The organism is Bacillus sp. EU63, assembly GCF_038592915.1.
Lineage (GTDB): Bacteria > Bacillota > Bacilli > Bacillales > Bacillaceae > Bacillus > Bacillus velezensis.
The window spans coordinates 2,448,561-2,470,206 of the sequence record NZ_CP151944.1 but is presented as its reverse complement, the minus strand read 5'-3'; the positions used below and the strand labels follow the sequence as shown (position 1 = coordinate 2,470,206).

Below are 21,646 nucleotides of genomic sequence, written 5' to 3'. Positions count from 1 at the left end.
AGCGATTGTCATCCTTAATGAAACGAAATATTTTTCATTTTCAAGGCAGTTTGTTAAACTGATTTTATTAAAACGATAAAGAAGGGTTCAGTGTATGGAAAAAGAAACATGGCGGTTTATTGACTCAGGGAATGAAAGCCCGGCATTTAACATGGCGCTGGATGAAGCGCTTTTATATTGGCACAGCCAAAAAAAAATTCCTCCGGTGATCCGTTTTTACGGCTGGAATCCGGCAGCTTTGTCTGTCGGGTATTTTCAAAATATTAAGAAGGAAATTAACTTTGACGCAGTACATAAACACGGCCTCGGGTTTGTCAGAAGACCGACAGGCGGACGGGGTGTTCTGCATGATAAAGAATTGACATACAGCGTAATCGTTTCAGAGGATCACCCGGAAATGCCGGCCACGGTGACAGAGGCGTACCGGGTGATTTCAGAAGGTATTCTGCAGGGATTCAGAAACCTTGGACTTGATGCCTACTTTGCGATTCCGCGAACGGAGAAAGAAAAAGAAAGCTTGAAAAATCCGCGCTCGTCCGTCTGCTTTGATGCGCCTTCGTGGTATGAACTGGTCGTCGAAGGACGGAAAGTTGCCGGAAGCGCACAGACACGCCAAAAAGGCGTCATTCTTCAGCACGGTTCCATCCTGCTTGACATTGATGAGGATAAGCTGTTTGATCTGTTTTTATATCCGAGCGACAGAGTCCGTGAGCGCATGCAGCGGAATTTCAAAAACAAAGCGGTAGCCATCAACGCCTTAGCACCGAAACGGGTAACGATGGATGAGGCCAGAATCGCTTTTAAAGCCGGTTTTGAGGAAGGGCTGAACATTCATCTTGAGCCTTACACACTCACGTCTGAAGAGCTTGCATTTGTCAATGAGCTGGCTGAGACGAAATACGCGTCTGATGAATGGAATTATAAGCGCTGATAAGGCTTGACAGACCGGAAGCATCCTTGTTTTTTCATGACCGTTAGTGTAAACTTGTAATGGTTTATAAAGTTAAGGTGCTTTTTGGGAGGGTTACTTATGACAACACCAAGTATGGAAGATTATATTGAACAGATTTATATGCTGATAGAAGAAAAAGGATATGCACGGGTTTCTGATATCGCGGAAGCTTTGGCAGTCCACCCCTCCTCTGTAACGAAAATGGTTCAAAAACTAGATAAAGACGAGTATTTGATTTATGAAAAATATCGCGGGCTCGTATTGACGTCAAAAGGCAAAAAGATCGGCAAACGGCTTGTATACAGACACGAATTGCTTGAGCAGTTTTTAAGAATCATTGGTGTTGATGAAGAGAAGATTTACAATGATGTTGAAGGAATCGAACATCATCTGAGCTGGAACAGCATTGACCGCATCGGCGACCTCGTTCAGTATTTTGAAGATGACGAAAGCCGGAAAAAAGAATTGAAATCCGTACAGAAAAAAACCGAAAATCCCGGTGAATAAAGGGCAGCCCGAAATGGGGCGCCCTTTTTTTAATGTCTTCATTCTTTGGTCTATTTCGCCCAGCCGTTTCTTAAAATAATAATACACCTTGAGATGGAAGGGAGAGGGCGCGCTATGCAGATTGACGGCGTATTTTCGGGAGGGGGGATAAAAGGGGTGGCGCTTGCCGGCGCTTATGAAGCGCTGGAAGAAAAGGGCTTTCGCTTTGAAAGGCTCGCCGGAACAAGCGCCGGCGCGATTATTGCCGCATTTATCGCTGCGGGCTATACGAGCAGAGAGGTTCATTCCATCATAGATGAGGTGGACGGAAGGCAATTGCTTGATCAGAGATGCTCATTCCTCCCGCTGAAAATCCTGCAGTGGGTGTCGATATATTGGCGCCTCGGACTATACAGAGGCGATATGCTGGAAAAGTGGATTGCGGATAAATTAAAAGCGAAGGGCATCATCGCGTTCGGCGATTTGAAAAAAGGCTCGCTCCGTCTCATCGCTTCAGATCTGACGAACGGAACGATGATCGTGCTTCCTGACGATCTTCCCCGCTACGGATTAAATCCGGAGATGTTCCCGGTTGCCAGAGCCGTCAGAATGAGCTGCAGCATTCCTTATTTTTTTGAACCGATAAAATTGAAGACCGAAAAAGGCACCTCAACGGTCGTTGACGGCGGTGTGTTAAGCAATTTCCCGATTTGGCTGTATTCAAAAGAACGCAAACGGCCGGTCATCGGAATTTCGCTTTCGCCCAACGAAAAAGAGCGCCCGAAAAAATCAATCCGCAACGCTTTTGAGCTGTTCGGGGCTCTGTTTGAAACGATGAAAGACGCTCATGATGCCAGGCATATCGCGACAAAGTACGAACAGAATATTATTTTTATTCCGGTGGAACATGTGATGGCGACGGAGTTTCATCTCACACCGCAAAAAAAACTAGCTCTCATTGAGCTAGGAAAAAGCAGAACAGAGCAATTTTTGAAGCAATGGAGCTATTAAAAAAGCGCTCTGTTTTTCTTTTTATTCTTTTTGCCTTCTATGACGGTAAGCTGGGTCTGGCTTTTTTTCTTAAGAATCATCGGCTTCGGTCTGCTGCTGCTCGGCACGCTCCGCAAATGGCTGACCCGGCCTCTGTGTCCGGCGCGGTGCTTCGCTTTTTGCTCCTTCATTCGGAGCCGCGATTGTCTGGCCGCTTTTTTGAAAGCGGTTCCGTCACGGCCGGTGCGGCGGTTCAGGACCGTCCTCACGATAAAATAAATAATAACGCCTGCGATAATAACGGTGATCGCTCTTGAAATCATCTGCCCGGGGTTGGTTACCGCCGCATAAATGAAACCGAATGCGCCAAGCGCTATCAATACAGCAAAAAAAGGTTGTACACGATGATTCATAACTGCCCACCTCCAAAATAATAACGGTAACGGTTCAGATTACGTTGTGAGACGGCTTTTCGCTCTGTTCTGAAATGTCTTCCAGTCTGAGAAGCTCGTTAAAGCTTTCTATGGCAACCTCGACCTGATCATCCGCCGGTTCCTTTGTCGTTAAAAGCTGCAGCCACAGGCCGGGATAACCGAGCACTTTCAAAACGGGGATATTCCGCACTCTGTTCGTCAGCTGGAGCACTTCAAAGGAGATGCCGAGAACGACCGGTATAAGCGCAATCCTGTCTAAAATCCGCACCCAAAGCGGATCTGTCGGAACGAGTAAATAGATGAACATGCCGACAATGATCGTAAATAAAATAAAGCTTGAACCGCAACGGTAATGAAGCCGTGACTGCTTCTGAACATTTTCTATTGTAATTGGCAAATTCTGTTCATAACAGTTTATGACCTTATGTTCGGCTCCATGATATTGAAACACTCTTTTAATTAACGGCGTCATTGATAAAAAATAAATGTAGCCGAGAAGCAGAATAAGCTTAAACAGACTTTCGATTCCGATCTGCGCGGCGTCTGAGGAAAATACGGGCCTTACAAGCTCCGCTAAGAAGACCGGGACGAGCGTAAAAACGAATTTGCTGAACAAAAACGACAGAACGCCGATCACCGCCAGGCTGAAAAACATCGATAAGCCCGAACCTTTCTTATCTTCCTGCTCCAGCTTGGCGTCATCTTGAGGATCAAGCCCGTAACGTTCGCTGGAAAAGTTTAAATGCTTTGTGCCGTTGGCGCTCGCCTCAATGATGGCGACGATTCCCCGCAAAAAAGGAATCTTTTTTAAAGCCGAAAGCTTCGCGTTCGGCACTCTCGGAAGCTTGAAAAAATCAATGCTTCCGTCATTCCTGCGGATGGCGGTAACATAATTTTTTCTGCCGCCGAACATGACCCCTTCAACGACAGCCTGCCCGCCGTAAGCAGGGGGCGTTTTTTGTTTGGACATTGTTTATCAACCTGCCTGTTTTTTTAGGATTTACTAACCATTTCCTTTCACTCTATTGTACAGGAAACCGCGGTAAACCTCTAGTTAGACAGCCGGAAAATCAATGCTTTTTCTACATGCAGTATACCCCGTTTCTTTAGATTTTACTCATTGAATGAAAATATGGCGCAGTTTTTTATGACTTTTCAATTTTGGGGCAGTCTATGACTGGAGGTGCCATGATGACAAGCGAAAAACATTCAGAACAGGAAGAAAAAAAGAAGCAGGATGATGATCAGCAGCCTGTTTCATTTACCGGCAGAATTTGCGGTATCGGATTTGCCGGCGGTGTATTTTGGAGTTTGATCGGCTATCTCGGGTATGTCTTTCATTTTTCAGAGATCAGCCCCAACATGATTCTTCAGCCGTTTATGATCGGAGAATGGAAAAAACAATGGCTCGGCACGATGGTCAGCATCGTTGTCATCGGATTCATTTCAATTGCCGGGGCGTTTATTTATTTCGTCTGCCTGAAGCGTTTTAAAACCATGTGGCCGGGGATGGTGTACGGCGTCATTTTATGGTGTGCGGTTTTTTTCTTATTCAATCCGATTTTCGAAGATGTGAAATCCGTCACTGAATTGAAATCAGATACAATCGTGACGACGCTTTGCCTTTACATTCTGTACGGTTTGTTTGTCGGCTACTCAATTTCCTTCAACTACAATGAACTTACGTCAGACAAGCTTGCAAGGGCGCTAGGCAACAAGTGAATAAGTGTATAATCCCTGTCCGGTATGGTAAAATGTTCACGAGAAGTGAACATTTTTTATGCTGAAAACCGGGCGGGGATGCTCCCGCGTTGTCAGGCGGCAGTCAAGAATCGGCGAGGAGGAGAAAGGGAATGAAACTTGAGAAATTGCGAAATCTTTTCGGTCAGCTGGATATAGACGGAATGTTGGTGACAAGCTCCGCCAATCTGCAGTATATGACGGGATTTACGGGTTCGTCAGGCCTTGCGGTCATATCGAAAGAACGTGCGGCATTTATCACGGATTTCCGTTACACCGAGCAGGCGAAGACGCAAGTGAAGGGTTTTGACATTATCGAGCACGGCGGAAGCTTAATCCAAACGGCTGCGGATACGATTCTTGAGTACGGCATTAAAAAACTCGGCTTCGAGCAAAACAGCATGACGTACGGAACATATGCATCCTACCAAGCGGTGCTGCAGGAAGCGGAGATGGTTCCCGTCGCGGATTCCGTTGAAAAGTTGCGCTTGATTAAGTCAAGTGAAGAGATTAAGATATTAGAGGAAGCTGCGAAGATTGCGGATGATGCGTTTGAACATATTCTGACGTTTATCAAACCGGGCATCTCAGAGATTTCAGTTGCAAACGAGCTTGAATTTTATATGAGACGTCAAGGAGCAGACGGCTCTTCCTTTGATATGATTGTCGCCTCGGGAGTCAGATCCAGCCTTCCCCACGGAGTGGCAAGCGGCAAATTGATTGAAAAGGGAGACTTGGTCACGCTCGATTTCGGCGCTTATTATAAAGGCTATTGTTCTGACATCACACGCACCGTCGCGGTCGGAGAGCCAAGTGATAAACTGAAAGAGATTTATCAGGTCGTATACGATGCCCAAGCGCTTGGTGTCCTGCATATTAAACCCGGCATGACGGGAAAAGAAGCGGACGCCCTGACGAGGGATCACATCACCGCAAAAGGCTACGGACAGTATTTCGGCCATTCGACAGGACACGGGTTTGGAATGGAAGTCCATGAATCACCGGGGCTGTCTTTCAGGTCATCGGCTGTTCTTGAGCCCGGCATGGCGGTAACGGTTGAGCCGGGCATATACATACCGGAAGTTGGGGGCGCAAGAATCGAAGATGATATCATCATTACTGAGGACGGCAACCGGACAATTACGCATTCCCCTAAAGAATTAATTATTTTGTGATCGGAATATAGGAGGACACCAAACATGATTTCAGTTAACGATTTTCGTACAGGACTAACGATTGAAGTAGACGGCGGCATTTGGCGCGTCGTTGACTTCCAGCACGTAAAGCCGGGAAAAGGAGCGGCATTTGTCCGTTCTAAATTGCGTAACCTGCGCACGGGCGCTATTCAGGAGAAAACATTCCGTGCAGGTGAAAAAGTCGCGAAAGCGCAAATCGAAACAAAAACGATGCAGTATCTTTATGCCAACGGCGATCAGCACGTGTTCATGGATACAAGCTCATATGAACAGCTTGAATTGAACGAAAACCAAATCGAAGAAGAATTAAAATATCTTCTGGAAAATATGTCTGTGCACATCATGATGTACCAGTCTGAAACGCTCGGTATTGAACTGCCGAACACAGTTGAACTGAAAGTTGTTGAAACAGAGCCGGGAATTAAAGGCGACACGGCGTCAGGCGGCACAAAACCTGCCAAAACGGAAACAGGTCTTGTCGTAAACGTACCGTTCTTCGTGAACGAAGGCGATACGCTTGTTGTAAATACATCAGACGGCTCTTACGTGTCAAGAGCGTAGTCAAAGAAATTCGGAGTCTGCTCCTTTTACGGGGCAGGCTTTTTTTGCGTTCTGCCTGAATCTTTCTTCTATATGAAAATAGTGAGACTACTTCCGTCAGCTAGAGCATATAGTGTAACAAAATGCTTGAAGTTGGGGGATTGCAATGAAATTTTTGTTTGGTTCAATCAATTCTACTGTTTTAACGATGGCCGGTTTACGAGTTTTGTCCTCGCTCATTGAATTATCGGCCGCTATTATCATGCTTTTGACAAACGACATCAGAAAGGCGGTTGTGGTGAATAGTATTTTGGCAATCGTCGGCCCGCTGATCTTTATCATCACAATGACGATCGGCATTTATCAGATTGCCGGACAGCTCTCATATGCAAAATTAATATTGATTTTTGCGGGAGTGGTGCTGATTTTGGCCGGTGTGCATAAATAGAGGGCCGGGGTGTCATAAAGTCTGTCCCGGATCATACATTTTAAAGAAGCCAATCGGTAAAAAAGGAGGAGACTCTATTGAATGAGATTACAGAGGTTCTCCCTGAATTATTGAGAGATGCCATCTCCGCCGTGCCCGAAGAAGCGAGGCGGGATACAGAAGAAATCAGAATCCGCGTCGACAGGCCGGTTGAACTGATCCAAAAAGGACAACCTTTGTATTTGTCATATGTCTGTACGGCCGGCGACGCACAGCTGATCCTCAGCCGGCTCAGCAATTACAGTATGTACACGCTGGAAGAAGAGCTGAAAAAAGGATATATCACAATCAGAGGAGGCCACCGCGTGGGGCTGGCCGGAAGAGTCATCGTCGAAAACGGAGCCGTCAAAGGACTCCGGGATATTACTTCTTTTAATATCCGAATCGCCCGGGAGAAGCTGGGAATCGCAGAACCGCTCATTCCTTTCTTATGGAAAGAAAACTGGCTGAATACGCTGATCATCGGTCCTCCGCAAACGGGGAAAACGACTTTGCTTCGTGATTTGGCCCGGCTTTCCAGCACCGGATCAAAACGCATTCCCGCAAAAAAGACAGGTATCGTAGATGAACGTTCGGAAATTGCCGGCTGCCTGCGGGGCATTCCCCAGCACAGTTTCGGCCGCAGAATCGATGTCCTTGATGCCTGTCCGAAGGCGGAAGGGCTGATGATGATGATTCGCTCTATGAGTCCTGATGTCATAATTGTGGATGAAATCGGGAGAATGGAAGACTCACAAGCGCTGCTGGAGGCGCTCCATGCGGGCGTATCCGTCATCGTATCTGCGCACGGGTGGAATATGAAAGACTTGGTCAAGAGGCCGTCGCTGAAAATGCTTTGGGAGGAAAACGTGTTTGACCGGTATGTTGAACTGTCAAGGCGCCGCGGTCCGGGAACGATCAGCAGGATGTACGGAAAGGATGGGGAACCTGTTCCACATGCTGAAAGCGTGATGACATGCTGAAGCTTTTGGGTGCCGTGTTTATTCTGACAGCGACGACTTGGACCGGATTTGAGATCGCCAAAATGTATATAGAAAGGCCGAGGCAGATCCGTCAGCTGCGCGCGGCGCTCCAATCGCTTGAAGCGGAAATCATGTTCGGACATACACCGCTGCATACCGCCTCGGGACAAATTGCTGCACAGCTTTCCAAACCTGTATCGTTATTGTTTCAAGCTTTCAGCAGAAGGCTTGAGCAGGGAAGCGATTCCGCCAAAACGGCTTGGGAACAGAGCTTGAAACATAATTGGTCGTCCATGGCGATGAAAAAAAGCGAATATGATGTGCTGAAGCAATTCGGAGAGACGCTCGGGCTCCATGACCGTGTTTCTCAGCAGAAACATATCAAGCTTGCGCTTACACATTTGGAAGCGGCGGAAGCGGATGCCGGACGGGCGCAGGCGAAAAATGAAAAAATGGTGAAAAGCTTAGGATTTTTAGCCGGACTGTTACTCATTCTTCTATTGATGTAAACATGAGGGGAGCAAACATAAAATGGGAGTCGACGTAAATGTCATTTTTCAAATCGCCGGAGTCGGTATCGTGGTTGCGTTTCTGCACACCATACTTGACCAAATGGGAAAAAAAGAATACGCCCAATGGGTGACGCTGCTTGGCTTTATCTATATTTTATTTATGGTGGCGACGATTGTCGATGACCTGTTCAAAAAGATCAAAGCTGTGTTTCTATTCCAAGGATAGGGGGGCTTACAGATTGAGATTGTTCAAATTGTAGGTTTAGGCCTGATCGCCACATTTCTCTCCCTGATCGTAAAAGAACAGAAACCGACTTTCGCGTTTATGATTGTCGTCTTCAGCGGCTGCGTGATCTTTCTTTATCTCATCGACCAGATTTACGACATTATCAGAATGATAGAAAAAATAGCCGTCAATGCAAATGTCAATATGGTCTATGTGGAAACCATTTTAAAAATTATCGGCATCGCCTACATCGCTGAATTCGGAGCGCAGCTGACAAAGGATGCGGGCCAGGGAGCGATTGCTTCGAAAATAGAGCTGGCCGGAAAAATTTTGATACTGGTAATGGCCGTGCCGATACTCACCGTCATTATTGAAACGATTCTCGGACTTATTCCTTCTTGATCATAAATAAAATGGAAAGGGGGGCACAAAAAATGAAGCGCTTTCGGTGGGCGGGAGCTTTTTTGTTCATCCTCTTATTTTTTCAGACTGAATGTGTACAAGCTGCCGGAACAGACGGTGCGTCGCAGGAAACCGCAGTTCACCAAGAATCCGCTGATGAAGTGGCGAAAAAGCAGGCCGAAGCGCTGAAAACAGAAGGCATCGGAAAGTTTTGGGACGACATCATGACAGAATACGGCGGTCTTCTGCCTGAAAGCCAAAAGGGAAGCATCGTCGACTTTATTAACGGAGAAAAAACGTTCTCACCGGAGGCATGGCTGAAGGCTTTATTTTCATACTTGTTTCATGAAGTGCTCGCAAACGGAAAGCTTCTGGGAACTTTGATTCTTCTCACCATTTTTTGTGTCATTCTGCAGCTCCTGCAAAATGCGTTCCAGCAGAGCACCGTCAGCAAAGTGGCTTATGCAATCGTCTACATGGTGCTGATTATTCTCGCTTTAAACAGCTTTCATGTTGCCGTCAATTATGCAAGTGAAGCGATCCAGACGATGACAAGCTTCATTCTCGCGCTCATCCCGCTTTTACTCGCGCTTTTGGCGTCTTCCGGGGGAGCCGTCTCCGCAGCTTTTTTTCACCCCGTTATTTTATTTCTGATGAATACGAGCGGCCTTCTCATTCAAAACATCGTCATGCCGCTTATCTTCCTGTCAGCGATTTTAAGCATCGTCAGCACGATGACGGATCAATATAAAGTCACGCAGCTTGCCAATCTGCTCAGAAATATCGCGATCGGAGCGCTTGCCGTATTCCTCACCGTGTTTCTCGGCGTCATCTCCGTACAGGGGGCTTCGGCTGCCGTGACGGACGGGATTACGCTCAGGACTGCAAAATTTATAACAGGCAATTTTATTCCCGTACTCGGCCGGATGTTTACGGATGCGACGGATACGGTCATCAGCGCCTCGCTCCTATTAAAAAACACCGTGGGAATCCTCGGAGTCGGAATTTTGATCTGCATCTCCGCGTTTCCGGCGATCAAAGTGCTCTCGCTCGCTTTTATTTATAAGCTCGCGGCCGCTATTCTGCAGCCGCTCGGAGGCGGGCCCGTCATTACGTGCCTCGGCGTCATCAGCAGAAGCGTACTGTATATTTTCGCGGCGCTCGCCATCGTCTCTCTCATGTTTTTCCTCAGCATCACAGTCATTATTACAGCAGGCAACCTCACCATGATGATGAAATAAAGGAGGCCCATTGGATATGAGCTTTTTAACAGAATGGCTGACAAGCATTATTTTATTTATCTTATTCGCCATCGTCATCGACATGCTGCTGCCCAGCTCCAGTATGCAAAAATACGCCAAGATGGTTGTCAGCCTGCTGTTAATCATTGTCATGCTCAACCCGATATTCAAACTTTTCAAAACAGACCCGGAAATCATCTTCGATTATTTGACAAAACAAGAGCAATCTCAATCCGCTGATATAAAAAATCAAATTAAATCAGAAAAAAAAGAAATACAAGCATCAAACCGCGCATATGTTTTAGAAGAAATGGCTGTCCAACTAAAAAAGAAAGCGGAGGAGATGTTCAGTCATGACGAATACAAAATAGACGACATCCGCCTTACAGCGGAAGAACAGGTTCGTTCAGAAGAAGATGTAAAAACGATCAGCGTGTATATGGCCCCATCTTCTGAAAAAACCGTGCAAACCGTCGCACCGATCGACATCCGCACAGACCGCAAATACGAACCGGAAGGCGCAGCCGACAAAAAAGAGGCCGCAGACATCAAAGAAAAACTTGCGGATATATGGGAAATCGGCAGTGAGAAAATTACGGTTTATATGGAAGGCGGGGAGAAAAACGGCCATGAATAAAAACGGACTATGGACCATACTCAAAAAACAGCTGATGATCGGACAGGCGAAAGACGGAGAAAAACCAAAACTGACAAAATATCATTACTTTCTGTTCGTGTTTGTGCTCGGGGTATCTTTTATGCTGGTCAGCCAGCTGTTCTCTTCACCGGAGAAAACCGGGAAGGACCAAGCGGCGCAGACCGTCATGTCCGGCCGAACGGAAGACAAAAGCGGGCAAAAAAGCGCACCCGTTTTTAAGGCATCGAAAGACGGCAGCGCAAAAACCACGATCGATGATTACGAAAGAGACTATGAAAACCAGCTGAAAGAAATCCTTGAAACGATTATCGGCGTGGAGGATGTCTCAATTGTCGTAAACGTAGACGCAACATCTTTGAAAGTGTTTGAGAAAAATAAAACGAAAAAAGACACCACCACTGAAGAAACCGATAAAGAAGGCGGCAAAAGAAGCGTAACCGATCAAACCTCTGAAGAACAAATTGTCATGATTCGAAACGGGGATCAGGAAACCCCGGTCGTCGTCCAGACGAAAAAGCCCGATATCCGCGGTGTACTCGTTGTCGCTCAGGGAGTGGACAACGTTCAAATAAAAAAAACCATCATTGATGCCGTCACAAGGGTGCTTGATGTTCCGAGCTACCGTGTAGCGGTTGCCCCTAAAAAAATCAAGGAGGATTCATAAATCATGCTGAAAAAACAAACGGTTTGGCTTTTAACAATGCTCAGTCTCGTCGTGGTATTAAGTGTTTATTATATTATGTCGCCGGAAAGCAAAAATGCCGTGCAGATGAAAAGCGAAAAAAGCAGCGGAGAAGTCGCCACTGAAAAAACGCCGGCTCCTGAAACGAAAGATAAGAGCGGAAGCGGCACGGAAAAAGAAGACGGCACTAAAGGAACGAAAGATTCTAAAGGCACAAAAGAGGATAAAGAAACATCTGCCGAAGCATCGGACAAAGTCGGATCGGTCGCCACAGAAACAGCTGATGAAAACTTATTTACCGCATACCGCATGGAGCTTGAAGACGCGAGAAGCAAAGAAAGGGAACAGTTAAACAGCATTGTTTCAAGCGATGATGCGACCGCAAAGGAAAAAAGCGAAGCCTACGATAAAATGACGGCGCTGAGCAATGCTGAAGGGACGGAAAAACAGCTGGAAACGCTGATTAAAACACAAGGCTACAAAGATGCGCTCGTGGATGCTGAAGGAGACAAAATCAACATTACCGTCATGTCTGACAAACATTCAAACGCAAAAGCTTCCGCTATCATTGACCTGGTAAAAAAAGAAATCAAGACGATGAAAGACGTCGCCGTCACGTTTGAACCGACAAAGTAAGAGACCTGAACCGCCCGCACCCGCTGCGGGCTTTTCTGATGTCATTTTAGATCAGTGTTGAATTTACACAAGCGCTCCTGTAAGATAAACATAGTATGTACTTTTAGTAGCAACCCATAAATTTCTATTTTTTATACATAGGAGTGGAAACTGATGTTAAAAATCAACGAAATTCATGAACTGATAAAAAGAATCGATGAATCTTCCATCGACGAATTTGTTTACGAAATTGAAGGCGTAAGCCTCAAACTGAAAAAAAATGAAGCGCCGGCAGTGAATGTAACGGGACAAGCCCAAGCCGTTCCCGCCGCTTACGCACCTGCTCCGCAGGCTGCAAAACCGGAAGCGAGTGAAGCCGCTCCTGCTCAGGAAGCGCCGAAACAAGACGAAAACCTGCACAAAATTACGTCTCCGATGGTCGGAACGTTTTATGCTTCTTCATCGCCGGAAGCCGGCCCTTACGTAAACCAAGGTTCAAAAGTGAGCGAAAATACAGTTGTTTGTATCGTAGAAGCAATGAAACTCTTTAACGAGATTGAAGCCGAAGTAAAAGGAGAAATCGTTGAAGTGTTAGTTGAAAACGGCCAGCTGGTCGAATACGGACAACCTCTATTTCTTGTAAAAGCTGAGTAAGGAGACCTGCTATTATGATTAAAAAGCTATTGATCGCCAACCGAGGAGAAATCGCCGTCAGAATCATCCGTGCCTGCAAAGAGCTGGGCATTGAAACTGTAGCCGTTTATTCTGAGGCAGATAAAGACGCCCTGCATGTCCAAATGGCCGATGAGGCTTTTTGTATCGGGCCGAAAACATCAAAAGAAAGCTATTTAAATGTAACGAACATCGTCAGCGTCGCAAAGCTGACCGGCACGGATGCGATTCATCCGGGATACGGGTTTTTAGCTGAAAACGCCGACTTTGCCGAGCTGTGCGAGGAATTAAACGTAACGTTTGTCGGCCCTACGGCTGACGCCATTTCAAAAATGGGAACAAAAGATATCGCGCGCGACACGATGCAGCTGGCGGGCGTGCCGATTGTGCCCGGTTCAAAAGGAATCATAAAAAATACGGAAGAAGCGGTTTCGCTTGCAGGTGAAATTGGGTATCCTGTCATTATAAAAGCCACTGCGGGCGGAGGCGGAAAAGGCATCCGGGTCGCACGCACAGAAGAAGAACTGATCAAAGGCATTGAGATTACCCAGCAGGAAGCCGCTACGGCATTCGGAAATCCGGGTGTGTACATCGAGAAGTACATAGAAGATTTCCGCCATGTTGAAATTCAGGTGCTTGCGGATAATTACGGAAACACGATCCATCTCGGAGAGCGTGACTGTTCTATCCAAAGACGTCTGCAAAAACTTCTTGAAGAGTCACCGTCACCTGCGCTTGATTCTGAAATCAGGGAGCAGATGGGTGAAGCAGCGGTAAAAGCAGCGAAGGCCGTCGGTTACACGGGAGCCGGCACAGTAGAATTCATTTATGACTACAGAGAACAGCGCTACTACTTCATGGAAATGAACACGCGTATTCAAGTAGAGCACCCTGTCACAGAAATGGTGACGGGAACGGATCTGATCAAAGAACAGATCAAAGTGGCATCCGGACAGGAGCTCTCGCTCAGACAGGAAGACGTTGAATTTAACGGCTGGGCGATTGAATGCCGCATCAACGCTGAAAATCCTGCGAAAAACTTCATGCCTTCACCCGGTAAAATTAACATGTATCTGCCGCCGGGCGGACTCGGTGTGCGCGTGGATTCAGCCGCATATCCCGGCTACTCGATCCCGCCGTACTATGACAGTATGATTGCTAAAGTCATCACATACGGAACAACGCGTGATGAGGCAGTCGCACGGATGAAACGCGCGCTGAGCGAATTCGTGATTGAAGGTATTGAAACGACGATTCCGTTCCATTTGAAACTGCTTGAACACGAAACATTTGTCAGCGGAGAGTTTAATACAAAGTTTTTAGAAACATATGATGTAATGGGCTCATAATTTTTGCGGGAGGTGAATTGAATGGAAGACAACAGTGTGCTTAAAATGGATCATGATGAGGCTCATTTAGGCAAGGTTGAAATTGCTCCTGAGGTCATTGAAGTCATTGCCGGCATCGCGGCTTCCGAAGTTGAAGGAGTTGCTGAAATGCGCGGCAATTTCGCCACGGGCGTCGTAGAACGCTTCGGCAAAATCAATCACGGCAAAGGCGTAAAGGTCGATTTAGCCGATGACGGGATTACCATCGACGTCTATTGCGTCGTTCAATTCGGGATCTCGATCCCGAAAGTGGCGGCAAGCGTTCAGGAGAATATCCGCCAAACCTTATTAAACATGACGTCTCTGACCATTAATGAAATCAATATTCATATCGTCGGCATTCAATTTGACACGAAAGCCCAAGAAGTCGAAATCGACGAAGAAATGTAATGAGCGTATAAAAACCAAGGGGATGGGCAGCCCTTTGGTTTTTTATACGTTTCCCGTCATTTCAGGCATGAAGAAAGCCGGCTTACAAACGGCAGCCGAGTTTCTTCATGCTGTGAAATCCGAATGAAATTAATACGGTTTGTGAAAATATTCGGCATTAGGGTGAAAAAACCTAAATTTCGACATGCGATTGAGAAAAAAATATGTTATGATCTCTTTAAGCTTAACGACAAGCGGATAAAGCGGATCTGAAGGAGAAAGAAAATGAAAAGAAGAACAGCTAGAGAAAAAGCTTTGCAGGCACTTTTTCAGATTGATGTCAGCGATATTGCACCGAACGATGCCATTGAGCACGCGCTTGATGGTGAAAAAACAGATGCCTTCTTTGAACAGCTGGTGTACGGAGTGATCGAACATCAGGTTCAGCTTGATGAAATGATTTCCGGCCATCTCGTCAATTGGAAGCTTGACCGGATTGCAAACGTAGACCGCGCGATCCTGCGTCTGGCGGTGTATGAAATGGTTTATTCTGACGACATTCCTGCTAACGTGTCATTAAATGAAGCAATCGAGCTGGCAAAACGGTTCGGCGACGATAAAGCTGCAAAATTCGTAAACGGGGTTCTTTCTAACATTAAAACTGATATCGAATCATAGGAGGAAAGAAAATGACTGCAACAATCATCGACGGAAAAGAAACGGCTAAAGAAAAACGCGAACAATTGGCAAAAGAAGTAGAAGAGCTGAAAGCACAAGGCGTAGTGCCTGGCTTGGCGGTCATTTTAATCGGAGACGATCCCGCTTCTGTTTCATATGTGACAGGCAAGAAAAAAGCCGCTGAAACAATGGGAATGAAATTTAAGCTTGACCGCTTTGACTCAAGCTTAACCGAGGCGGAGCTTTTAACAGTGATTGATCAGTATAATCAAAATCCGGAATTCCACGGCATTCTCGTCCAGCTGCCGCTCCCGGATCATATTTCTGAAAAAGCCGTAATCGAGCGGATCTCCCCTGATAAGGATGTTGACGGTTTCCACCCTCTCAACGTCGGGAAAATGCTGCTTGGCGAAGATACATTTCTTCCATGCACGCCGCACGGAATTGTCGAGTTATTGAAAAAGACGAACGTAGATCTTTCCGGCAAAGAAGTTGTTGTAGTCGGACGAAGCAATATTGTCGGTAAACCGGTCGGCCAGCTGCTGCTGAACGAAAACGCGACCGTCACATATTGCCATTCCCGCACGAAAAATATGTCTGAGCATACGAAAAAAGCAGATATTCTTGTGGTAGCGGTCGGTAAAGCGAACTTCATCAAAGCTGATCAAATCAAAGAGGGCGCCATTGTCATTGATGTCGGCGTCAACCGTCTCGAAAGCGGAAAACTCTGCGGAGACGTTCAGTTTGATGAAGCGAAAGAAAAAGCATCTTTCATTACGCCGGTGCCGGGCGGAGTAGGTCCGATGACCATCACAATGCTTGCGCATAATACTGTTAAATCTGCCAGACGTACGTTATCATAGATAACCGGAGACAGTCACAAAAATTGTGACAATGAGCACAATACCCGCTTCTTAAGGCTCCTTTCAGCCAGAGCGGGTTTTCTTAGTTTAGGGCAAAAAGCCTTTATGAAAGGAGTGCAGGATGTGAGTGAAGCGGCATATGTCACGGTTTCCGCGCTGACCAAATACATTAAACGAAAATTCGATGTGGACCCTCATCTTGAAGACATTTGGATTAAGGGTGAGCTCTCAAATGTTAAAATTCATACGAGAGGCCACATCTATTTTACATTAAAAGATGAGCATGCCCGCATGCAGGCCGTCATGTTTCAGAGGCAAAGTTCGAGGCTTGCGTTTAAGCCAGAAGACGGAATGAAGGTCATCGTAAGAGGCGGCATCTCCGTCTATGAACCGAGCGGAAGCTATCAGCTGTACGCGAAAGAAATGCAGCCGGACGGTGTGGGGGCGCTCTACTTAGCATATGAAGAATTAAAGAAAAAACTTGCCGGCGAAGGGTTGTTTGATGACCGGCATAAGCAGGCCATCCCCGCTTTTCCGGCCACGATCGGGGTCGTCACGTCACCGACGGGAGCAGCCGTCAGAGACGTCATTACCACACTCAAAAGAAGATACCCCCTTGTGAAAGTCATTGTGCTTCCCGCGCTCGTTCAAGGTGAAAATGCCAGCAGATCGATTGTGAAGCGCATTGAAGAAGCCAATGCACAAAAAATGTGTGACGTCCTGATCGTCGGAAGGGGAGGGGGATCGATCGAAGAATTGTGGGCATTTAACGAAGAAATCGTGGCCCGGGCGATTTTTGCTTCCGCCATTCCGATTATATCAGCCGTCGGACATGAAACAGATTTTACAATCAGTGATTTCGTCGCGGATATCCGGGCGGCAACGCCGACAGGAGCGGCAGAAATCGCCGTTCCCCACACGACGGACTTAATGGAACGGACAAAAACGGCGGAAGTCCGCCTGACAAGAGCGATGCAGCAGCATATCAGCAAGAAAAAAGAACGGGTCCAATCGCTCCAGTCATCCTACGCGTTCCGTTTTCCGAAACGATTGTATACCCAAAAAGAACAGCAGTTTGACCTTTTGTATCAGCAGTTCCAATCACAGCTCACAGGGCTTACGGACAGGAAACAAAGGCAGCTGGAGCGGAATACGTACAGATTAACGGCGCTCCACCCTGAAACCCAGCTGAAACAGGCGAAAAAACGGTACGAGGAGCGCTCAAATCAGCTCGCCCGAAGCATGAATGTCCAGCTGAAGCAGCTTCATTCGCAGTTTCAGACGGTTCTTGGTAAACTGAATGCATTAAGTCCCCTTCAGGTGATGGAGAGAGGATACAGTCTGGCCTATAAAGACAAAGAGCTGATCAAAAGCGTTGATCAAGTGGAACAAAATGATACGCTTGAAGTAAAGATGACAGACGGCGTTCTGACGTGTGAAGTATTGCAAAAGAGAGGCGAACGAAAATGACAGAAACCAAAAAAAGTGAAGAGCTGACATTTGAAGAGGCGATGAAAGGCCTTGAAGGCATTGTGGCAAAGCTTGAAGAAGGAGACGTGCCGCTGGAGCAGGCGATTAATTATTTTCAGGAAGGGATGGCCCTTTCAAAAATGTGCCATGAAAAGCTTCAGCATGTCGAAAAGCAAATGGACTTTATTTTAAAAGATAACGGAGAACTTGCACCTTTCAGCGTTCAGGAGGAAGACGAAGGTGACAAATAAACTGGACGCATTTTTAGCATCGCGCAAACAACTGATTGAACAGCAGCTTTCTTTATATACAGAACGGCTTGCGATGCCGGAAACCCTCAAAAAATCTATGCTGTATTCTTTGGAAGCGGGCGGAAAGAGGCTGCGCCCCCTCGTCGTCTTAGCCGTTCTGAATGCTTACGGAAAAGATGAAAAAGACGGGATTCCGGTTGGGTGCGCTGTCGAAATGATTCATACGTATTCTTTAATCCATGATGATCTTCCTTGCATGGACGATGATGATCTGCGCCGGGGAAAGCCCACAAACCATAAAGTCTTCGGGGAAGCGGCGGCCGTATTGGCCGGAGACGGGCTTCTGACAGAAAGCTTTAAATTGATCACATCTCACGTGTCTGAGGCGGTTTCAGCAGAAAAACGCCTCCGTCTCGTCGATGAGCTGATTAGTGCGGCAGGAACGGAAGGAATGGTCGGCGGGCAGGCTGCCGACATGGAAGCGGAACAAAAGCGGATAACGCTTGAGGAGCTGGAATCCATCCACGAGCGGAAAACGGCCAAGCTCCTCGGTTTTTCCGTGACGGCGGGCGCCATTTTGGCAGATGCGCCGGAGGATGAAGTCGAAAAGCTCCGTTTGTTCAGCAGCCATATTGGCATCGGATTTCAAATCAGAGACGACATCCTTGATATTGAAGGGCATGAGGAGAGGATCGGCAAACCGGTCGGCTCAGACACGTCGAACGAAAAATCAACGTATCCGTCGCTTTTAACGCTTGAAGGCGCGAAAGAAAAGCTTGCGTATCATATCAGCGAGGCGAAACAGATTATCAGCGGCCTTTCTCTTCAGAAAGAACTGCTGCATGACCTCTGTGATTTAATCGCGGCGAGAGATCATTAAAAACGGTCCTGATTTGAAGGGGCTGCCGCTCCTATGGTAAAATGTAAGCAGTTTCGATGAAAATACAAAGGGAGTCTTTTTCTTTTTTCAAAAAGACACTGTTTAATTTCCAGAAATTCATGCTGAAAGTGAGTTGATCCGCTTTGGATCTTTTATCAATACAGGACCCGTCATTTCTTAAAAAGATGTCAATTGAAGAGCTGGAAGAGCTGAGTGAGGAGATCCGCAATTTCCTCATCACATCGCTATCTGCCTCTGGCGGCCATATCGGGCCGAACCTCGGGGTTGTCGAGCTGACAATTGCGCTTCACAAAGAATTTGACAGTCCGAAAGATAAATTTTTATGGGATGTCGGACATCAGTCCTATGTTCATAAACTGTTAACCGGACGCGGCAAGGAGTTTGAAACCTTGCGCCAATATAAAGGGCTTTGCGGTTTCCCGAAACGCAGCGAAAGCGAACATGACGTATGGGAAACAGGCCACAGTTCAACCTCGCTCTCAGGCGCGATGGGAATGGCTGCCGCCCGTGATATTAAAGGATCGAAAGAATATATCATCCCGATTATCGGAGACGGCGCTTTAACCGGAGGAATGGCGCTTGAAGCGCTGAACCATATCGGTGATGAGAAAAAAGATATGATCGTCATCCTGAATGATAATGAGATGAGCATTGCGCCGAATGTCGGGGCGATTCATTCTATGCTTGGACGGCTTCGCACGGCCGGCAAATATCAATGGGTAAAAGACGAGCTTGAATATTTATTTAAGCGCATCCCGGCCGTCGGCGGAAAATTGGCCGCCACAGCGGAACGGATAAAAGACAGTTTGAAATATATGCTTGTGTCAGGCATGTTTTTTGAAGAGCTGGGCTTTACGTATTTAGGCCCGGTTGACGGTCATTCCTACCACGAACTGTTTGAAAACCTGCAATACGCCAAAAAAACGAAAGGCCCTGTCCTGTTACATGTCATTACGAAAAAGGGCAAAGGCTATAAACCGGCTGAGACCGACACAATCGGCACATGGCACGGAACGGGTCCGTATAAAATCAATACGGGTGATTTCGTCAAGCCGAAAGCCGCGGCGCCTTCATGGAGCGGACTTGTCAGCGGCACCGTGCAGGAGCTGGCGCGCGAGGATGACAGAATTGTCGCGATTACACCGGCCATGCCGGTCGGCTCTAAACTGGAAGGGTTTGCGAAAGAATTCCCTGAACGCATGTTTGATGTCGGAATCGCAGAACAGCATGCGGCGACGATGGCGGCTGGAATGGCGCTCCAAGGCATGAAGCCGTTTCTTGCGATTTATTCGACCTTTTTGCAGCGGGCGTACGATCAGGTCGTCCATGACATCTGCCGTCAAAACGCGAATGTGTTTATCGGCATTGACCGCGCCGGTTTGGTCGGCGCTGACGGGGAGACGCATCAAGGCGTCTTTGACATCGCCTTTTTGCGGCATATACCAAACCTCGTTTTAATGATGCCGAAGGATGAAAATGAAGGCCGCCATATGGTCAATACAGCCCTTAATTATGAGGAGGGTCCGATCGCGATGCGCTTCCCGCGCGGGAACGGGCTCGGCGTAAAGATGGATAAAGAGCTGAAAACCATTCCGATCGGAACATGGGAAGTGCTCCGTCCCGGAAAAGACGCGGTCATTTTAACATTCGGTACGACCATTGAAATGGCGCTGGAAGCGACTGAAGAACTGCAAAAAGAAGGCCTGTCCGTGCGTGTCGTGAATGCGCGGTTCATAAAACCGATTGATAAACAAATGATGAAGGCCATTCTTAATGAAGGTCTGCCGATTTTAACGATAGAAGAAGCCGTGCTTGAAGGCGGATTCGGCAGCACGATTCTTGAATACGCTCATGACCTCGGCATGTATCATACACCGATTGACAGAATGGGCATCCCAGACCGGTTTATTGAACACGGCAGCGTAACCGCCCTGCTTGAAGAAATCGGTCTCACTAAGGTTGAGGTTATGAACCGGATCAAACTGCTGATGCCGCCGAAGACACATAAAGGAATTGGATCATGACAGCAAAAAAAGAACGATTAGATGTACTTCTTGTAGAAAAAGGCCTTGCGGAAACGCGGGAAAAAGCGAAACGCGCCATTATGGCGGGCATCGTATACTCAAATGAAAACCGATTGGACAAACCGGGTGAAAAAATCGCCCGGGATCTTCCGTTAACGGTAAAAGGAAACCCTCTTAAATACGTCAGCAGAGGCGGATTAAAGCTTGAAAAAGCTCTGGAAGTGTTTCCCGTCTCGGTAAAAGGAAAAACGATGATTGACATCGGCTCGTCTACAGGGGGATTCACGGATTGCGCCCTCCAAAACGGAGCCGAGCGGTCCTACGCAGTGGATGTCGGCTATAATCAGCTTGCTTGGAAGCTCAGACAGGACGAGAGGGTCGTCGTCATGGAACGGACGAATTTCCGCTATTCCGAGCCTTCCGATTTCACAGAGGGTTTGCCGGAATTTGCGACAATCGATGTTTCTTTCATCTCACTCCGCCTCATTCTGCCGGTTTTAAAAACGCTGCTTGTACCGGGGAGCGATTGTATCGCACTGGTGAAGCCGCAATTTGAAGCCGGACGGGAATCCGTCGGAAAAAAAGGCATTGTCAGAGATCCCGGTGTTCATACTGACGTTCTCCGCCGCATGAATCAATTTGCCGCTTCTGAAGGATATACAGTGAAAGGACTGTCCTTCTCACCGATTACAGGGGGAGACGGCAATATTGAGTTTCTGCTTCATTTGGAATGGGGCGGAGAAGACGGAAACGGCGCTGAACTGCCGGAAGAAGACATTCTCCGTACCGTCCGCGAAGCACATGAGACATTAAAAGCCAAAAAGACAGATGTACCGGAATAATAGGGGGCTATTATTCCTTTTTTCTGCCATCATGTACTTTTTATCAAGAAGCGGTTAACATAATG

Annotated in this window: 27 protein-coding genes; 25 read left to right on the top strand and 2 right to left on the bottom strand. The window is 47.1% G+C overall.

The features are described 5' to 3' along the window. Positions 1–94: 94 nt before the first annotated feature. The 3 genes from NYE38_RS12075 to NYE38_RS12065 all read left to right on the top strand — a co-directional run bounded on the left by NYE38_RS12075 (position 95) and on the right by NYE38_RS12065 (position 2,449). A complete protein-coding gene (locus NYE38_RS12075) occupies positions 95–931 on the top strand; it encodes a biotin/lipoate A/B protein ligase family protein (protein ID WP_167340752.1) in 837 nt (278 codons plus the stop codon). 99 nt (positions 932–1,030) lie between these two features. Continuing rightward, positions 1,031–1,459: a transcriptional regulator MntR gene (gene mntR / locus NYE38_RS12070; protein WP_007408338.1), complete on the top strand. Its 429-nt coding sequence runs from the start codon at positions 1,031–1,033 to the stop codon at positions 1,457–1,459. 114 nt (positions 1,460–1,573) lie between these two features. Next, positions 1,574–2,449 carry a patatin-like phospholipase family protein gene (locus NYE38_RS12065; protein ID WP_015388011.1) on the top strand — a complete coding sequence of 292 codons (876 nt, stop codon included), beginning with the start codon at positions 1,574–1,576 and terminating at the stop codon, positions 2,447–2,449. Here NYE38_RS12065 and NYE38_RS12060 read toward each other — a convergent pair. Both NYE38_RS12060 and NYE38_RS12055 read right to left on the bottom strand, forming a co-directional pair. Continuing rightward, a complete protein-coding gene (locus NYE38_RS12060) occupies positions 2,446–2,841 on the bottom strand; it encodes an SA1362 family protein (RefSeq protein WP_017418130.1) in 396 nt (131 codons plus the stop codon). The two genes, NYE38_RS12065 and NYE38_RS12060, sit on opposite strands and share 4 nt — an antisense overlap. Positions 2,842–2,875: 34 nt before the next feature. Further along, positions 2,876–3,832, bottom strand: coding sequence for a DUF1385 domain-containing protein (locus NYE38_RS12055; protein WP_007408341.1), 957 nt, complete (start codon positions 3,830–3,832; stop codon positions 2,876–2,878). A 221-nt stretch (positions 3,833–4,053) separates the two neighbouring features. Between NYE38_RS12055 and NYE38_RS12050 the strand changes: the two genes are divergently transcribed. The 22 genes from NYE38_RS12050 to NYE38_RS11945 all read left to right on the top strand — a co-directional run bounded on the left by NYE38_RS12050 (position 4,054) and on the right by NYE38_RS11945 (position 21,581). After that, positions 4,054–4,584, top strand: coding sequence for a YqhR family membrane protein (locus NYE38_RS12050; protein WP_003153121.1), 531 nt, complete (start codon positions 4,054–4,056; stop codon positions 4,582–4,584). A 131-nt stretch (positions 4,585–4,715) separates the two neighbouring features. Continuing rightward, entirely contained in the window at positions 4,716–5,777 is a 1,062-nt protein-coding gene (locus NYE38_RS12045) for a Xaa-Pro peptidase family protein (protein WP_003153122.1), read from the top strand. A 24-nt stretch (positions 5,778–5,801) separates the two neighbouring features. Then, positions 5,802–6,359: an elongation factor P gene (gene efp / locus NYE38_RS12040; protein WP_003153123.1), complete on the top strand. Its 558-nt coding sequence runs from the start codon at positions 5,802–5,804 to the stop codon at positions 6,357–6,359. 145 nt (positions 6,360–6,504) lie between these two features. Next, on the top strand, positions 6,505–6,786 hold the full coding sequence (locus NYE38_RS12035) for a YqhV family protein (protein ID WP_003153124.1): 282 nt from the start codon (positions 6,505–6,507) through the stop codon (positions 6,784–6,786). Positions 6,787–6,863: 77 nt separating this feature from the next. Beyond that, a complete protein-coding gene (gene spoIIIAA / locus NYE38_RS12030; RefSeq protein WP_007408342.1) occupies positions 6,864–7,787 on the top strand; it encodes a stage III sporulation protein AA in 924 nt (307 codons plus the stop codon). Next, positions 7,781–8,296, top strand: coding sequence for a stage III sporulation protein SpoIIIAB (gene spoIIIAB / locus NYE38_RS12025; RefSeq protein WP_007408343.1), 516 nt, complete (start codon positions 7,781–7,783; stop codon positions 8,294–8,296). Before spoIIIAA ends, spoIIIAB begins: the two co-directional genes overlap by 7 nt. A gap of 22 nt (positions 8,297–8,318) precedes the next feature. Next, on the top strand, positions 8,319–8,525 hold the full coding sequence (gene spoIIIAC / locus NYE38_RS12020) for a stage III sporulation protein AC (protein ID WP_003153142.1): 207 nt from the start codon (positions 8,319–8,321) through the stop codon (positions 8,523–8,525). 12 nt (positions 8,526–8,537) lie between these two features. Beyond that, positions 8,538–8,927 carry a stage III sporulation protein AD gene (gene spoIIIAD / locus NYE38_RS12015; protein ID WP_071392571.1) on the top strand — a complete coding sequence of 130 codons (390 nt, stop codon included), beginning with the start codon at positions 8,538–8,540 and terminating at the stop codon, positions 8,925–8,927. Positions 8,928–8,959: 32 nt separating this feature from the next. Then, entirely contained in the window at positions 8,960–10,168 is a 1,209-nt protein-coding gene (gene spoIIIAE / locus NYE38_RS12010) for a stage III sporulation protein AE (protein ID WP_015240197.1), read from the top strand. A gap of 16 nt (positions 10,169–10,184) precedes the next feature. Continuing rightward, a complete protein-coding gene (gene spoIIIAF / locus NYE38_RS12005) occupies positions 10,185–10,805 on the top strand; it encodes a stage III sporulation protein AF (protein ID WP_003153146.1) in 621 nt (206 codons plus the stop codon). Further along, a complete protein-coding gene (gene spoIIIAG / locus NYE38_RS12000; RefSeq protein WP_012117967.1) occupies positions 10,798–11,490 on the top strand; it encodes a stage III sporulation protein AG in 693 nt (230 codons plus the stop codon). Before spoIIIAF ends, spoIIIAG begins: the two co-directional genes overlap by 8 nt. A gap of 3 nt (positions 11,491–11,493) precedes the next feature. After that, positions 11,494–12,144, top strand: a complete 651-nt coding sequence (locus NYE38_RS11995; RefSeq protein WP_340802457.1) for a SpoIIIAH-like family protein — start codon at positions 11,494–11,496, stop codon at positions 12,142–12,144. A 153-nt stretch (positions 12,145–12,297) separates the two neighbouring features. Further along, complete coding sequence (gene accB / locus NYE38_RS11990; RefSeq protein WP_007408347.1) at positions 12,298–12,777, top strand: acetyl-CoA carboxylase biotin carboxyl carrier protein; 480 nt, start codon at positions 12,298–12,300, stop codon at positions 12,775–12,777. A gap of 14 nt (positions 12,778–12,791) precedes the next feature. Continuing rightward, the gene (gene accC, locus NYE38_RS11985; RefSeq protein ID WP_007408348.1) at positions 12,792–14,144 is read left to right on the top strand and encodes an acetyl-CoA carboxylase biotin carboxylase subunit; all 1,353 of its coding nucleotides are present in this window, start codon (positions 12,792–12,794) and stop codon (positions 14,142–14,144) included. Between the two features lie 21 nt (positions 14,145–14,165). Then, complete coding sequence (locus NYE38_RS11980) at positions 14,166–14,573, top strand: Asp23/Gls24 family envelope stress response protein (protein WP_003153156.1); 408 nt, start codon at positions 14,166–14,168, stop codon at positions 14,571–14,573. A gap of 264 nt (positions 14,574–14,837) precedes the next feature. Then, the gene (gene nusB, locus NYE38_RS11975; protein ID WP_007408349.1) at positions 14,838–15,230 is read left to right on the top strand and encodes a transcription antitermination factor NusB; all 393 of its coding nucleotides are present in this window, start codon (positions 14,838–14,840) and stop codon (positions 15,228–15,230) included. Positions 15,231–15,241: 11 nt separating this feature from the next. Next, positions 15,242–16,093: a bifunctional methylenetetrahydrofolate dehydrogenase/methenyltetrahydrofolate cyclohydrolase FolD gene (folD, locus tag NYE38_RS11970; RefSeq protein ID WP_007408350.1), complete on the top strand. Its 852-nt coding sequence runs from the start codon at positions 15,242–15,244 to the stop codon at positions 16,091–16,093. Between the two features lie 123 nt (positions 16,094–16,216). Continuing rightward, complete coding sequence (xseA, locus tag NYE38_RS11965) at positions 16,217–17,563, top strand: exodeoxyribonuclease VII large subunit (RefSeq protein ID WP_003153166.1); 1,347 nt, start codon at positions 16,217–16,219, stop codon at positions 17,561–17,563. Next, on the top strand, positions 17,560–17,814 hold the full coding sequence (locus tag NYE38_RS11960; protein WP_007408352.1) for an exodeoxyribonuclease VII small subunit: 255 nt from the start codon (positions 17,560–17,562) through the stop codon (positions 17,812–17,814). Before xseA ends, NYE38_RS11960 begins: the two co-directional genes overlap by 4 nt. Further along, the gene (locus tag NYE38_RS11955) at positions 17,804–18,694 is read left to right on the top strand and encodes a polyprenyl synthetase family protein (protein WP_007408353.1); all 891 of its coding nucleotides are present in this window, start codon (positions 17,804–17,806) and stop codon (positions 18,692–18,694) included. Before NYE38_RS11960 ends, NYE38_RS11955 begins: the two co-directional genes overlap by 11 nt. A gap of 143 nt (positions 18,695–18,837) precedes the next feature. Further along, positions 18,838–20,739: a 1-deoxy-D-xylulose-5-phosphate synthase gene (gene dxs, locus NYE38_RS11950; RefSeq protein ID WP_340802458.1), complete on the top strand. Its 1,902-nt coding sequence runs from the start codon at positions 18,838–18,840 to the stop codon at positions 20,737–20,739. Continuing rightward, positions 20,736–21,581: a TlyA family RNA methyltransferase gene (locus tag NYE38_RS11945; protein ID WP_007612503.1), complete on the top strand. Its 846-nt coding sequence runs from the start codon at positions 20,736–20,738 to the stop codon at positions 21,579–21,581. The genes dxs and NYE38_RS11945 overlap by 4 nt, the downstream gene beginning before the upstream one ends. The last annotated feature ends 65 nt before the right edge of the window (positions 21,582–21,646 follow it).